Origin of the sequence: Congregibacter sp. (assembly GCF_045107095.1) — a bacterium.
GTDB lineage: Bacteria > Pseudomonadota > Gammaproteobacteria > Pseudomonadales > Halieaceae > Congregibacter.
Map to the genome: position 1 here is coordinate 1 of NZ_JBGCFU010000059.1, position 14,138 is coordinate 14,138.

Below are 14,138 nucleotides of genomic sequence, written 5' to 3' on the forward strand. Positions count from 1 at the left end.
TGCCCTGAGCGTCCGTAGTCGTTGATTCAAGCAAAGCCCCACTACAGGTACCACCGCTGCGAAGCTCAATGGTATTCCCGGTAATAGGTGTGGAGTCACCCGGAATAAAGACACCATTGGGTACCGTCTGCTGATCCAGGAACACCTTACCGGCGATGTAGCCTAAGGTGCTGAGCTTCAAGGGCGCTTCAGTGGGCATATCGTTAGGCCCCAAGTCAGTTTGCAGGGCGCCAACGGAAATGCTGTTCAGATAGTCCCCGGCATCACTTGCCGTTACGTCAATCGACACAACACAACCGCCGGTTGGAATCACCGTACCGCTATCAATACGTACTGTACTGGCACCGGCCGCCGCAGTGACAATGCCCGTACCTCCGGGGCAGTCTGTTGCGATATTACTGGGGGTAGCAACAATCATGGCACCGGGAGTCGCGGGCAGGTTGTCCACCAGATCACTGGTGAGGGTCGCAGCAACGTCGTTGCCGTTACCGAGAGTCAATCGCAAGGTCGACGATGTGCCCGGTGCAATAACCGGCGGCTCAAAGGTCTTGCCGATGGTCGGTGGTTCGCTCACCACCAACTGGGACTGCGTGCCTGGATCGTTATCGATACCTTCAAAGCTGGTGACATCACCCACAGGAATTTCATTGGTGTAAACCCCCGGGACGTTACTGAATACATCGGCCGTCACAGTACATATTGCATCTGCGTCGCCAGCGGCGCCAAGACTCGCACCGGTGAGGCTTAGAGTCTGACCATTGGCTTGCCCTGTCACGACACCATCGGTACAGGTCGTCGCGACGTTGGCGGGAATCGCCAGCGTCACTCCATCGGGAAGGGCATCAATAAACCGAACGTCCGTAAGAGGGATATCGTTGGGGTTCTCGATACGAATAGTCAAAGGGGCACTCACACCAGGCAAGCGCGCCGCTTCACCGGTGGTGAACCCGTTAGGGTCTCCAGCATCAAGAGTCAGATCATCAAAAGCTTTATTAACAATGATGCGCTCACGCACTTGCAAAGTGCTGGTAGCCGGGGGATGCGGCACGGGCACTCCCCGAACGATCAAAGAGTTTTGAGGAATAACGTTGTCGTAGGTGCCAAGGGTCGACGACACCACGTTAACTTCCAGAAAACAGCTGGCAGCCGTAGAACCCGATGCGGCGCTGATAGAGCCATTACTGATACTCACGCTCGAGGTATCCGGAAAGCTGATCGTCGCCAAACCACCACAGCTACTGATAGGGTTTGGATCTGCTGCGTTCTCGAGACCAGCCGGGTAGCTGTCAGTCAGGGAAAAATCAGTGAGCGCCGTCGCGTTACCGTTAAAGAACTCAATCCGCAGTCGCGACGGCTCATCCGCCGAGACGACTGCCGGGGTGAACAACTTTGTCACACCAACTTCACTGGTCGTACTCAGGGTGCTCTCGGCAAACGACGTACTGTTCGTCGCTCCTTGATCAGACTCAATTGCGCCGACGGGAATACGGTTAGTGATCGTTCCCACCGACGTAGACGTCACCTGTACTGAAATCGAACAGGCGACCCCGGACAAGATGTTTGCCTCGGACAAACGCACGTTATCGTCGCCTGCGGAAGCAGTTACCACACCGCCAGGGCAAGTAGTGCTGGCATTCGGCGCCGGCGCAATCTGCATCCCATTAGCCGCAGCCCCGGCAATTCCTCCCTCAGTGAACCAATCCACTAAGGAAACACCCGTCAGGTCCTGACTGCCATTAGTGATATCGATGGTCAGCGTAGAAGACTGACCTGGAACAATCGTTCCCGGGTTTATGGACTTTGAAATAAGAGGAACGCCAGGAGGCTCATAGAGCAGCGTAGCGCTTACGGGGGAGGTATTGAGGATTCCGTTATCTGCCGTGATAGCGCCCGCGGGAATTTCGTTGACCCAATTGCTAGTACCGCTTACTTCAACATCAACCAAGATCGCGCAGCTGGCATTTGGCGCCAATACTGCTTCACTGAGAGATACAGTGGTACCGCCGCTCGGCGCATCGATGACAGGCGGCCCTGCACAGTTACTGTAGGCCATGGCAGGGTTTGCTATAACCATCCCTGCAGGGAGCACATCATTGGCGGCTATCCCGGTTATGGGCTGAGTACTGTCGACATTGGTGAAACGAATTTCCAGGGTGCTCGTACCCCCATCGCTGGTGCTGGATGGCGTAAAGTTCTTGCTGGCCTGCAAGGCTGGCGAGTAGTTAACCGTCGCACTGTCATCTATGGCTGAACCCAGAGGCGCGAGCGCAGTCACACTGCCGTCAGCGTTTGGGCGATTACCGTTGGCTTCGGCAGTGTTCGGGTAGCTACCTGCGGGACCCACCACGTCAACTTCGATGGCACATACCCCGGGATCACTACCAGAGTAAGCGGGTACTGCAGCATTATTCAGAGACACCGAAGTGCTTCCAGCAGTGGCGGTTAGCGTGCCGCCACAAGTGTTGCTGACATTGGCCGGTGTGGCGATTCGCAACTGCTGGAACGGACCGTCTTGAGGCAGCGTGTCGCTAAAAACCACATCGGAAAGGGCCTCCGCGGCAAAGTTACGTAGTTCCAATCGCATGCGAACGGGTACACCCTCGGCCTCTGCCAAAACGTCGACGGTGTTGAAGGTCTTCTCAAACTCCACAGGTGAACGGAGACTGGTAGTGACGGTGTTCGACGCGCCTTGATTACACACCTCCCCACCGCCCGGGTTAAAACATACGCCGCCTGCATTAATAACGTTGGGCGTATTTGTCGTGGCATCGGGATCGATCATCACCCAAAAGCTGACGACACATTCCCCGGGAGAGCCGGCACCTGTGCGAGCCGGTACCGCGGTTATCGTAAAATCGATGGATGTATCGCCTTGCGCTGCACCGTTGGTGTTCAATCCGCAGGCAGAAGACGGTTCAAATGCTCCACCGGTTAACAGGCTTGATCCATTTTGTAGTGTATCGGCAAGGCTGACGTTACTTAGCGCTGAACTTGAGAAGTTCTGAACAGTGACTTGATACTCCACCGCCTCGCCCGGAGCGGCGTTAGACGGTGTACGCGCTTTAAGGACGCGTAAGCGGTCAGCAACAATGACGGTAGCGGAGCGTTCTTGGCTGATGATGCCTGGCTGCCCGGTTATTGAGACAGCCCCTTGCAAGATACTGTTGGTATAAGTCACGGGAGTGTCGGGATTGGTATTCACCGCTGTGTAATCGACGGTGATAGCGCAGCTGCTATTTGCTGGAATATCAAATCCGCCTACGGAGAAGCCTTGATTGCTACCCACCACACTGGCGGTGCCACCCGCACAGCTGTTGGCGATAGCAGCCGCATTGGCAATGGTGACATTCGCCGAGTTCGGAGTTCCGATGGGGTTGTCAGTGAAACTGGTAACGGGAAGCGCAGCACCGCTGTTGTTGCTAAGAGTTACCGTAAACTGCCCCACAGTCCCGCTGGCAAGCACCGAGGGATTAAAGCTTTTGCTGACAGCCAGCGGCGACCGTACTCGCGTAGAAGCCGATGCATTGTTTGCCGGCGTAACGCCTTGCAAGCTTGAAAAAGACGATGCTTGGATGACGTTCGAGGGCGTTACCTGATATTGACCATCCGTCTGGCGGGCTCGAACTTCCACTTCGACCGTACAACTGCCGCCGGCCGCCACACTGACGCCACTGATCGCCACCTGCGCGGCCGCGCCCTGGGTTAGAACCACTGTTCCTCCCCCGGCAACACAGGTCCCAGTCGCTGGAGTGCCCGTGGGCTCTATGACAGCACCAGTGAGAGCTGCATCTGGTCGACCGCTGTCGGGGAACACGTCAGTAAGCGCGACATCGTCAAGACCAACGTTACCGTCGGGATTATTGATCGTGATCGTCAAGGTTCGAGTATTGCCACCCAATACCAGGATGTTGTTGCTACTAAAGGCTTTGCTTACCGTTGGTCGCTCTACCGCTCGCACGGTAATCGCCTGGGGGCCGCCGGTAGCGTTAACGCCTTGATCAGAGTTAACACCACCCGCCGCCACCTCAAGGTTAAGTGTTGTGCTGGCGCCATCAGTAGAGAAGGCTCTGGTGGACAAGTCCACGTAGCACTCGCCAGAGCCTGCAACGCCGTCAATTCGCGCGGGAATGTCGACGCCACTTACTAGTATGGACGAAGATCCGGGAGTAACGGTGAGCGTACCGGTGCCACAGCTGCCGGTTAGCGCCGAGGCACCTTCACCAATGACCAGCCCCGCAGTACCGAAGGTCTGGAAAGCGCCGTTAAAAGATACACCGGTGATAGCGTTGACGATGGAGTTGTTGCTCAGAGTTACGCGTAAGCTCGTAAGCTCACCGGGAAAGACCGTGGTTGAGTTCGGCGCAACTGGGCCGGTATTAACTGTGACGTTGAAGTCGGGGTTTTGCGACCAGGCAAGACTGCTAACGAGTAGCGCGGATAGACAGGCGCCCACTCGTAGTAGACGACGAAAAGCGTCCCAAAGCGGCCCGTTCAGACTCGAAAGACCTTCTTGTTCCCTGCCGCGCATATGCTTATCCGGTTTACGGTGTCGCCACACCCCGACAAGCTACCTAATAACGCTCTGCTAGTTGGACAGCGCACCGAGTGCATTTTATTTGTAGTTTTGTCGTGCAATTAAGCCATGTTAGCGACGTTAACTTAAGCAGCTTTAGAAAAATCTGTGACATACAGCACATTTGCCGGCGAATTTGTCGATTTTGAGAGCTTTTATTCGCAAATTCAAAGATTTTTGCCGGTTTTTGAGCTGGTACACTGTTGATTAGAACTTTGTTTAGAGCAAGCTTCGAGACAACTCCGTGACCTTCCAGCGTCTATTCCTCACAACGGTGGCATTTGTTGCCGGCAGCCTTTTCACCGCCCTTATGCTCAAGCCCGAGCTGCGCGGATGGTTTACTGTAGAGAAAGCTAAGGCGAACGCCGCGCTTTACGCGCCTCGAGACTGGAACCGGGTCACGGCTTCAAAGCTGAATATCTCGGTTTTCGCCTTCAGCGACCGCAATCGCAACGGCCTTTACGATACCGCCGACAAACCGTTGAACAGAATCGCCGTGCGTTTAACACGGCCCGATGGCAGCACGCGAATAGAGCGTTCGAACATCAATGGATTCGCGAATTTCAGCATGCAGAAAGAAGGCTCTGATGCCGATATCTCGCAGCTCAACGAAGCTTATGAGTTTGAGTTACTTCCTCCCCCGGGCTGGGAAATTACCACCAGCAATGCAGTTCAAAGATCCAGTTTCCGAGCTGTTCGCGGTGCCATCAGTGGTATCGGTGCAGATACAGCACCGAAAGTTGTCGGCCTTGCACCTCCTCCAAAACTAACGGGTCGTGCTTCAGTGTTATCTGGCAGTGTTAAAGCGGAATCCCAGCGGGGAACCAAGCTCAACTCATCAGTGGATGACAACGGTGACTTCGCTTTTACTCTTGCCCCGGGAAAATGGAGCATCTCTCAAGATGAGGAAGAGAATACCCGCCAAGTCGACGTAGGCTATGCCCCGATTGTGCTGGGAACTACTGTATCAGGGGTCTCGGAACGATCTACTCCGCGGAAGACCGTCACGGTTGGCTTTGATGACATTGACCGATCGCCTATTGAAAAAATCGCCTCGGGATACGCGGGTCTCGCCTGGGACTATCTGCTGGCCGTGGACAATCAGTTTTACAAAGGGCCGGGCTACGTTAACGGTCTTATGAGCGGATCCAAGGTCGCCTACAACAGCTCCGGCCATCCTGTAAGTATTTCGGCATTGCGAGTGGGTGAGAGTTTCGACTTTGTTGGCGGATATTTCTCGGTCGCCTGGCACAATGCTGAAGGCGAAACGCTACATATCAAGGCCTGGCGGGATACTGAACTTGTCGCCGAGGATAAGCTGACACTCAGCCATCTGACGCCGGTTTACTTTCAGGCCGACTATCGGGACATCACCAAACTGCAGCTTGAAACCGAACACTACTGGCAGTTCGTGGTTGATGACCTGCGGTTTGCCTTCCCTTAAAGCCGCAGGCGCTTAACAACCGAAGACGCTAGAAGGGAACGAGCGTGTAGCCTTCTTGCTGCAGGCGTACGTGCGCTGTCATTGCCGAGAGAGACATGGTGACCGTGGGACTAAACTCCTCGGGCGCCATGCCGCGGAAGGCTGCAGTCTGACTGCACAAGTAGATAGGCACGTCCGCGGCATGCAGCTCTTTTAACAAGGCTGTATTTGGGTTTGGTTCGTTGTAACGAGCCTGATACGCCTCATCTGTCAGCAGGTCTTTGGCTGCTTTTCCGTGGACTATTAACGCAAAATCAATGTTCTCAGCGGGTATGCCATTACGCGCATGCATGTTCAGGAAGCGCGCCGCGGAAACGAGATGCCGGTTTTGATCCTCCGGAAAATCGGGAGTGGTGTACATGTCCATGGAGACTTTGTAGTGCACATCAGGATCAAGATTATAGGAACCGGGTGGAGGCGCCATCACGGGGCCAAAGCTTGGAACAATCGGACCCAGTTCAGGCTCTGCAGCCCATACTGTACTGCCCAACATAGCTAGCGCTGTAACAACGGGCACAGCAACATTTCGTAACACTTTTCGCATCCGGATCTCCTGACAGATTTCACTAAGACTAAGGTTTACAGACGACTGGAAAATCACATCGCCCTATACGTACAATCACTTCAAACAAAGAGTATCTGCCATGTTTTTGTTGAAAACCAGCGCTTTGCGACTCGGGATAGCTACACTGTCTATAGGTATGTTTGCCGCTCTGGGAAGCATCAGGGTTGCGGCAGAAATCATTCAGCTCGATGAGCAAAATCCCACCCTTTCCGGCCGCCTTACGCGCAGTGCCGCATGGCCCGACGGCAGCGTCGCGCTTATCCTCCACGGGACACTTTCTCATCGGGACACCGAAATCATCGAGTCTCTGGAGACGCTCCTCGGCGAGGAAGATGTAAGCACCCTGGCTATCAATCTCAGCCTGGGCTTGCACAACCGAGTTCAGGCGTTTTCTTGTGATGATCTCCACATCCACCGGGAAAGTGATGCCAGCAATGAACTCTCTCGATGGTCCCATTGGCTGGGGGAGCAAGGTGTCAGCGATATCACCGCGATAGGGCACTCTCGCGGCGCGAATCAAATCGCGCGTTACGCCAAAGACAGTGGCGACACTCGAATAGCGCAACTAGTGCTTGTAGCACCACCACAGTGGTCCATAGAAAAAACTCGGCAGGCTTATGCTCGTCGGCACGCAGACTCTCTGGATGACTTACTCGCTGAAGCCGAAGCGATGATCGCAGTGGGCGACGGCGGCAAAGCCATGCCTATGCCCTTGGGTTTACTTTATTGTCAGGACGCCCATGCGACAGCAGAAAGCTTTGTGTCTTATTACAGCGACGATCCTTTGCGCGACACACCGAAGCTCCTCTCACAGCTAACGCTGCCAGTACTCGTTATCTCAGGAAGTAATGACACGATCGCACCGGGGCTGCCCTCCGCGTTACAGCAACGCGCTCCCAATGTGGTCGGAGAAGAAATCGACGGTGCGGACCATTTTTTTCGTGATCTCTACGCCGACGAACTCGTGGAGATCGCGATAGACTTTATAAACAGCAATCCTTAATCAAGGTCGCGGTAATGATCATGAAAAAGCACAGCCGTATAGCCAAACAATGGGCCGTTCTAGGGAAGTCGTTGACACTGACGGCACTAATGCTTGCAGGTGCCCAATCCTCGGCGCAGTTGCTACCGACCCCAGAAGTCGTTGGGTCTTCCTGGGTATACAAGACACCGGGGCTTTATCACAACGTTCGTGACGACCTCGTGCAAGCCATTCAGGATGAGGGCCTTGTGATTTCCTACACCGCGCATTTGGCGAGCATGCTCACTCGCACCGCAGAAGCTACGGGCGCGAAAGTTCAGGTATATGAAAATGCCGAATCACTGCTGTTTTGTAGTGCTGAGTTGACCTATGAGTTAACGCTGAACAATCCCCACAACATCACACTCTGCCCCTACAGCATCTCGATTTACACGCTCACAACTGATCTGGACAATGTACATCTAAGCATCAGAGCACCGGAGTTGGAGCAAGCCGACTATGCCGCCGTGCATCAGCTCCTCGAGCAAATCATCGCTGCGACTCTTACCTGGTAACTTACTTGGTAACTTTTCTCGGCAAACAAGGACTTAACCCAGATCACCCCGGTAATCCGCAAGCCCCGGATTTTTCGCCACATTCATCAAAGTGGGTGACTCCAGACGCTCAATACGCACGGTCTTTTCAGCCCGCAGATGCCTTGCTACCACTTCCCACACAGGTTCCCCTGTTGACTGAGAGCCTACCGTAGCCCAGCCAGCGACCTTATAGGACTTGTTGTCTTGCATGCGCCGGCCATCTGCCAGTGTCATGTCAGACACTCGAGCCCCCATGGGAGCCAGCGGATCCAACCGATAATTAAAACCACCGGTGCGCACCATGTCGCCGCCCTGCTGGTAATAGGGGTCTGCATTAAAGAGATTGTCAGCAACACTCTCCAAAATATTCCGCAGCTCTGCACCCGTCATTTCCCGGACATAGGTCTCGGGATAGGTCATACAGGTTTGATCAAGAAGTCTATCCATGGTGATAGCTTCGCCGGGCATAACCGTTGTTCCCCAACGGAAGCCCGGTGACAGTGCAATCTGCGCATCCAGCTCCTGACGCATGGCATCGACAATAAGCTGATCGAAACTGCCGTTGAAATTTCCCCGGCGATACAACAAAGAGTCGGCCACGGCTAACTCCTCTTCCAGCACCTCGCGATGCGGCGCCCGCACGGCATCGATATGCGCCTGCATCGCTGCGTTTGGCGCCAACAACTCTGAGAACACCGGAAGCAACTTGTAGCGGTACTCGCTGACTCCATCTTTCCCAAATTCCAGATCGAGAACAGCAACGAACTTACCGTTACTGCCGGCATTAGTAACGACCGTTTTGCCTCCGCTGTTTTCGATCTCTATGGGCCGAGGCATCCCATCGTGTGTGTGCCCACCGAGAATGAAGTCGATACCTGACACACGACTTGCCAGTTTCAGGTCCACGTCCATGCCGTTGTGGGAGAGTAAAATCACCGCATCAGGTTTCTCTGAAGCGCGGATGCTGGCAACGAGTTGACTCAATTCCTCATCACGGATACCGAAAGTCCAGTTGGGAATAAATCTTTTGGGGTTGGCAATAGGCGTATAGGGAAACGCCTGCCCTATCACCGCAACACGGTGACCCTTCATCTCGCGGATCGTATAGGGCTTGAACACATGACCCGTGTCCTCGTCATAGACAGGTACGCCATCAAACAACGCGTCTTCGGTAGCGTAAGTGTTGTGCGCCAGAAACTCGCCATTAAATGCCTCAATGTTTTCGAGAATCTCTTCCTCCCGATAAGTGAATTCCCAATGCCCGGTCATGATGTCCACGCCAAGAAGATTCGTGGCTTCGACCATGTCTCGACCGCGGGTCCAAAGAGCGGTTCCCGAGCCCTGCCAGGTATCACCACCATCGAGTAGCAAGCTGCTACCGTCGGCGACTTCACCGCGCAGTTGATCAACCAGGGTTTTCAGATGCGCAAAGCCACCAACCCGACCAAATTTTTCCGCGGCCTGCACAAAGTCGAGATAGGTAAAAGCGTGCGCGTCACGGGGCGAAATTTCGCCCAACTCTTTGAGTAAATTGCGGCCCACAACATGGGGCCAACGTCCCAGAGCATCACCAAGCCCGATGTTTACATTGGGTTCTCTAAAATAAATGGGATTTAGCTGCGCATGGCAGTCAGTCATGTGCAGGATGCGGGCACTGCCAAAAGCTTTCAGGTCGTACAGCGCTCGAGCGCTGGCCTGGGCACTGCCGAAATAGGCACCAGTACCAGCAACGGCAGCGCCTTGAAGCAATAATTGAATAAATTCTCGCCGGTTCACGGGCAACTCCTTGCTGGATCATAAGACGGCAGGTAGAAGTGCCGCCGACTCAGGTCCCGATTCAATTTCGGCCTTAGCGGCCCACTACTCGAGTTTGCCAGGCACTCTTTTCGTCTTCGGCCTGCTTCAGCGACTGCTCGGCGACGAGCAGCGCCCTGTCTGCCAATGCCTGCGCTTGATCTGCATTACCCGCATCCATAGCCGCTCTCGCTTCAGCAATCAGTGGCTCGGTCACTGACCAGCCATGCTCTAAAGCCAGCGCCTGCTGATGAAGCTCACTCGCCCTATCAAGGGTTGCCGCGGGATCCGCAAACGCTGCAGCTGTAAGCAGCCCAAGCGGTAGCAAAAGAGTCACTTTTATTGCTTTTAGTATCATTTTCTTCATGGTCGCCTCTTCACTATTTTCGCGACGCCGGACCATTGAGCGTCATGCCATTGCTCATGTAGGTCAGGAAATATTCCAGATTGCGGTAGGAGTCACTCTGAGCTTCCAGAGGCACGGCGCGCACTTGCGAATTGCACTCGATGAATCGTTTGTGCAATGGGCCCACCTCTTTCCACTTGAGACGATACACGGGCCAGTGCGTCGCATGGCCCAGCGCCGCGCTCAGCCGTTCTGCTCGAAGCGCATTGCCCGCCATAGAGACGTGACAACTACTACATGCAAAATTCAGCTGTCCCCGTCGGGTATAAAAGAACTCTTTCCCATCGTTATAGGCCGCTTGAGCTCTAGGATCTTCGGGAACCTCGATAGCAAATTGTTGGTCCCGAGATTCGTATGCTATGAAGGCCATAAGAGAACTCATCTCAGGACCCAGATAATCCCAGGGCTGATCGCCCGCAGCGCTGCGGCAACTGTTGATGCGTTGTTCCAGCGTTTCGACCTCACCACTCTCGGCATCAAAGCGAGGAAACCGGTGCTTTACCGCTGGCGCACCCTCACCGAGACAATCCGCATAGCTGCTGCCGTCAGCAAGAGGCTCTTCGTAGCTATCAGCGCCATCATCAATAGCGATTTCGTAGGGCGGAAAGTCTTCCATCTCTAACCACTGCTCGCGCTTGTCCGCATCAAGGGCGTAGGCACCGTCGACGTGGGCGTCGAGTTCGACGTCAGGGAAACGCTGCTCGTAGAAAGCCCGCAAAGCATTGCGGTCTTCCTCAGGGCCCGCAGTAGCCGCAGCGCTTATCGCCAATAGCAGTGCGGTAAAAACTCTGTGGCTAATGCCAGTGCTGGGGCTATCGAACATAAACAGCTTCCTCCCTACCTTACAGTGTGAGTTCACCGGAAGAGGTGTTGCCCTGGTTGTCGGTCCAGGTCACCTTAATGACGTCTCCTTCCTTCGCATTGCTTACCACGAAGCCAAAGTAAGGGTCCTTGGAAACCGAAGCACCCCAATCAGCAGTGATAAAAACTTCGCCGTTTTTGGTGCAGGTCACTGTTTCGATGTAGTGCGCGGGAATTTTATTGCCATCAAGATCTTTGCGTACGCCGGTCTCCATCGGATGGGGCATAAGGCATTTCACCGAAGCTGTATCGCCTTTCAGGCGGCCACGAATTTTGATTGGTTTTACATCCATGATCTTCTCTCCGTCCTGTGCTCGATTAGCCGCCACATCCGCCAAGGGTTACCTTGACGTTCTTGGTAGCCACGTAAAGTGCATCGGCAGTTTCGATAACTGCGCGCACATCGGAGCTCTCGCCCATTTTTATCCGAGTTTTAAACTCGGGCACCGCACCCGGCATGAAATGGAAGCGCGCAGAAAGCGGATTGGGATTGGCATCAACCAAAAGGGCGATGGACTGCACACCTTCCATGTCTGTGCTTACTGTTACCGGAACGATGGATCCATCTTCGGCAATATCAGGCACCTTGAACTCGAAGCTGTCGGTTTCAATCACCGGCTTATCGCCAAACAAAGCCATCAAGGCATCGTCTGACTCAACTGCTTCAAAGGCCTCTTTGTTACGAGCAAAAACGCGTAACGGTACGGTCGCTAGTGCCGCGAAAGCCAGAACAGCCTGGCCAAAGCGACGTCGTGTCAATGTTCCCTGCATGGGAGACTCCTGTTTTCTTATCTATAGTGAATGAATGTAATCGACCACGAGATCCAGCTCGCGTTCGCTAAGAATGCCGTGAGCGCCATAGGGAGGCATCACAGTATTTGGATTGCGCGTACGAGGATCAGCGATCTGGGCTTTGAGTACTTCTCGCTCAGGGAAACGCAACTGCATTTGCATGAGTGGCGGCCCTCCATTGCCGGTCATCTCGGCACCATCCGCCATATGGCATGAATAACAATTCCCACGATTGCGATCTGCTGCAATCTCCTGCCCTTCTGCGATAGCGGTTTCATCCGCAGCCCACCCACTGAGGCCATGGAACGCTGCGGAGAAACCGAGCAGAGGTACTAGGACAAACCGCATTGGTTTGGCCTGTGTTTTTTGCGTGCGCATGGGCAAACCCTTCATTGGCTCTGCTCCACAATATAGTCCACTGCTAAGCTCACCTCACTATCCGGCAGATTCACGAAACCACCTTTGGGCGGCATGATTCCGTCTTCGCCGGTGTAGCCTTCGATGGCATGGCGATAGAGGGTTTCGACACCCTGCTCAATACGCCCCACCCATGCAGCGCTATCACCTAGCACCGGTGCACCGCCGATACCTGCGGCATGACACAGTGCACAGTGACGCTCGTAAACACCTCCGCCTGTCACGGTAGTAACAACACCATCTTCTTGCGCTGAGCCCTGGCTGTACAAGGCATCAGGGCCTCCCTCTGGGACATAGGCAGCTGCCTCTGAAGAAACCTTTACCGAGGCTGGATCTTTGCACCGCTTCATACATCGTTTATTGCGAGTGTCGGGACGCTGATCCGGAATGAAGTTGTCCTCATTCGGTAAATGAACGTCGGAGAGATTGTCTTTGGTAAGCACAAAGTCGTAGTCGACAATGTCATTCAGATGAAGGACGTAAGCGGTAATCGCGTAAACCTCGTCGTCACTTAGGGATTCGGGCTGAGTAAAGGGCATGGCCCGATGGATGTAGTCCCAAAGGGTACTCGTGTAGCGCCAGTAACTGCCCACAGTTTTCTTGGGCCTCGGGTCCGTCAAACTGCCGTCACCACCGGCCAGCGCCGGGTAGCCGCTCACGCTCTCACCAAAAGATCCGTGGCACAGAGCGCATTTCTCTTCGTAGAGCCACTCGCCGTCCTCAACCGAGCCCTCACCGGGGGGCAATCCCTTCCCGTCGGGACGCACGTCAATATCCCAGCCAGCGATCTGCTCAGCACTCGCAGGGCTTCCGTAACCATAACGATCGCTATCTTCGGCCATTAGCGATGGTGCCGCAGCGATACCCGCAAGCACACCCAAAACCAGACCGACTGTCGGAAAAGCATTACGCAAGTTGAGCATTGACCACACTCCCATCACCGTTGAGCTTCCAGGTGTGAATAGCATTCTTGTGATAAATCGATGACGAGCCCCGTGCGTCGCGCAATTGACGATAAGTCGGCTGCACGTAGCCCGTCTCGTCCACCGCCCGACTTTGCAGCAAGGCGGGGTTTCCATTCCAATCCCACTCGATCCCAAACCGAGTCAGCGCTCGAGGCTCCACAACACTGGTAAAGCGGGCTTCACGCCAGCTCACACCACCATCAAAGGACACGTCTACGTGCTTGATACGACCCCGACCGGACCAGGCTAGCCCTTCCACCCAGAGCTTGCCGGGCTTCGTTAGTGGCTTCTCCGGACAGGGATTGGTCAGTACAGAGTTGGCTTCTTGCACAAAGGTAAATTCACGGGCTTTCCCACTGGGGAGCAAGTCGGTGTATTTGGATGTTTCTTCGCGGTGATACCAAGGCTGATCACCAATTTCCAAGCGCCGCAGCCACTTCACACAGGTATTGCCCTCCCAACCGGGATTGATCAATCGTACGGGGTAACCTTGTTCGGGCCGAAGTGCTTCGCCGTTCTGGGCATAAACAATCAGTGCATCGTCCATGGCTTTTTCCATGGGAATGCTGCGGCTCATATGGGAGCCATCGCTGCCCTCGGCGAGAATCCATTTAGCGCCTTTCTGTACCCCACACTCCTGAAGCAGTGTCGAAAGCAAAACGCCGGTCCATTCGCAACAGGACAGCATCCCGTGGGAAAACTGCAGGCGATCCATCTGCGCGGCG

Annotated in this window: 13 protein-coding genes; 3 read left to right on the top strand and 10 right to left on the bottom strand. The window is 54.5% G+C overall.

Annotated elements, in window-relative coordinates; translation table 11 throughout:
- A partial coding sequence (locus AB8B76_RS09790) for a beta strand repeat-containing protein (RefSeq protein ID WP_405272082.1) occupies nt 1-4,528 on the bottom strand: 4,528 nt, incomplete at its 3' end.
- Nucleotides 4,529-4,817: 289 nt separating this feature from the next.
- On the opposite strand from AB8B76_RS09790, the gene AB8B76_RS09795 reads away from it, so the two are divergent.
- Nucleotides 4,818-6,017 (top strand): hypothetical protein, encoded by a 1,200-nt coding sequence (locus tag AB8B76_RS09795; RefSeq protein WP_405272084.1) that lies wholly within the window; start codon nt 4,818-4,820, stop codon nt 6,015-6,017.
- 28 nt (nt 6,018-6,045) lie between these two features.
- Here the strand turns inward: AB8B76_RS09795 and AB8B76_RS09800 are convergent, their stop codons facing one another.
- Nucleotides 6,046-6,600, bottom strand: a complete 555-nt coding sequence (locus AB8B76_RS09800) for a DsrE family protein (protein WP_405272086.1) — start codon at nt 6,598-6,600, stop codon at nt 6,046-6,048.
- Between the two features lie 100 nt (nt 6,601-6,700).
- On the opposite strand from AB8B76_RS09800, the gene AB8B76_RS09805 reads away from it, so the two are divergent.
- Both AB8B76_RS09805 and AB8B76_RS09810 read left to right on the top strand, forming a co-directional pair.
- Complete coding sequence (locus AB8B76_RS09805) at nt 6,701-7,624, top strand: alpha/beta hydrolase (protein ID WP_405272088.1); 924 nt, start codon at nt 6,701-6,703, stop codon at nt 7,622-7,624.
- A 20-nt stretch (nt 7,625-7,644) separates the two neighbouring features.
- Nucleotides 7,645-8,157, top strand: a complete 513-nt coding sequence (locus tag AB8B76_RS09810; protein WP_405272089.1) for a hypothetical protein — start codon at nt 7,645-7,647, stop codon at nt 8,155-8,157.
- Nucleotides 8,158-8,190: 33 nt separating this feature from the next.
- Here AB8B76_RS09810 and soxB read toward each other — a convergent pair whose 3' ends face one another.
- The 8 genes from soxB to soxC all read right to left on the bottom strand — a co-directional run.
- The gene (gene soxB, locus AB8B76_RS09815) at nt 8,191-9,954 is read right to left on the bottom strand and encodes a thiosulfohydrolase SoxB (RefSeq protein ID WP_405272091.1); all 1,764 of its coding nucleotides are present in this window, start codon (nt 9,952-9,954) and stop codon (nt 8,191-8,193) included.
- A gap of 73 nt (nt 9,955-10,027) precedes the next feature.
- A complete protein-coding gene (locus tag AB8B76_RS09820; RefSeq protein ID WP_405272092.1) occupies nt 10,028-10,339 on the bottom strand; it encodes a hypothetical protein in 312 nt (103 codons plus the stop codon).
- A gap of 13 nt (nt 10,340-10,352) precedes the next feature.
- The gene (gene soxA / locus AB8B76_RS09825; RefSeq protein ID WP_405272093.1) at nt 10,353-11,201 is read right to left on the bottom strand and encodes a sulfur oxidation c-type cytochrome SoxA; all 849 of its coding nucleotides are present in this window, start codon (nt 11,199-11,201) and stop codon (nt 10,353-10,355) included.
- A gap of 19 nt (nt 11,202-11,220) precedes the next feature.
- The gene (soxZ, locus tag AB8B76_RS09830) at nt 11,221-11,532 is read right to left on the bottom strand and encodes a thiosulfate oxidation carrier complex protein SoxZ (protein WP_405272094.1); all 312 of its coding nucleotides are present in this window, start codon (nt 11,530-11,532) and stop codon (nt 11,221-11,223) included.
- 25 nt (nt 11,533-11,557) lie between these two features.
- Complete coding sequence (gene soxY / locus AB8B76_RS09835) at nt 11,558-12,010, bottom strand: thiosulfate oxidation carrier protein SoxY (RefSeq protein ID WP_405272095.1); 453 nt, start codon at nt 12,008-12,010, stop codon at nt 11,558-11,560.
- A 21-nt stretch (nt 12,011-12,031) separates the two neighbouring features.
- On the bottom strand, nt 12,032-12,424 hold the full coding sequence (gene soxX / locus AB8B76_RS09840; RefSeq protein WP_405272096.1) for a sulfur oxidation c-type cytochrome SoxX: 393 nt from the start codon (nt 12,422-12,424) through the stop codon (nt 12,032-12,034).
- Nucleotides 12,421-13,371, bottom strand: a complete 951-nt coding sequence (locus tag AB8B76_RS09845) for a c-type cytochrome (protein WP_405272097.1) — start codon at nt 13,369-13,371, stop codon at nt 12,421-12,423. The genes soxX and AB8B76_RS09845 overlap by 4 nt, the downstream gene beginning before the upstream one ends.
- Nucleotides 13,355-14,138 (bottom strand): sulfite dehydrogenase (gene soxC, locus AB8B76_RS09850; RefSeq protein ID WP_405272098.1); only part of this gene is annotated, 784 nt, incomplete at its 5' end. The genes AB8B76_RS09845 and soxC, both read right to left, overlap by 17 nt.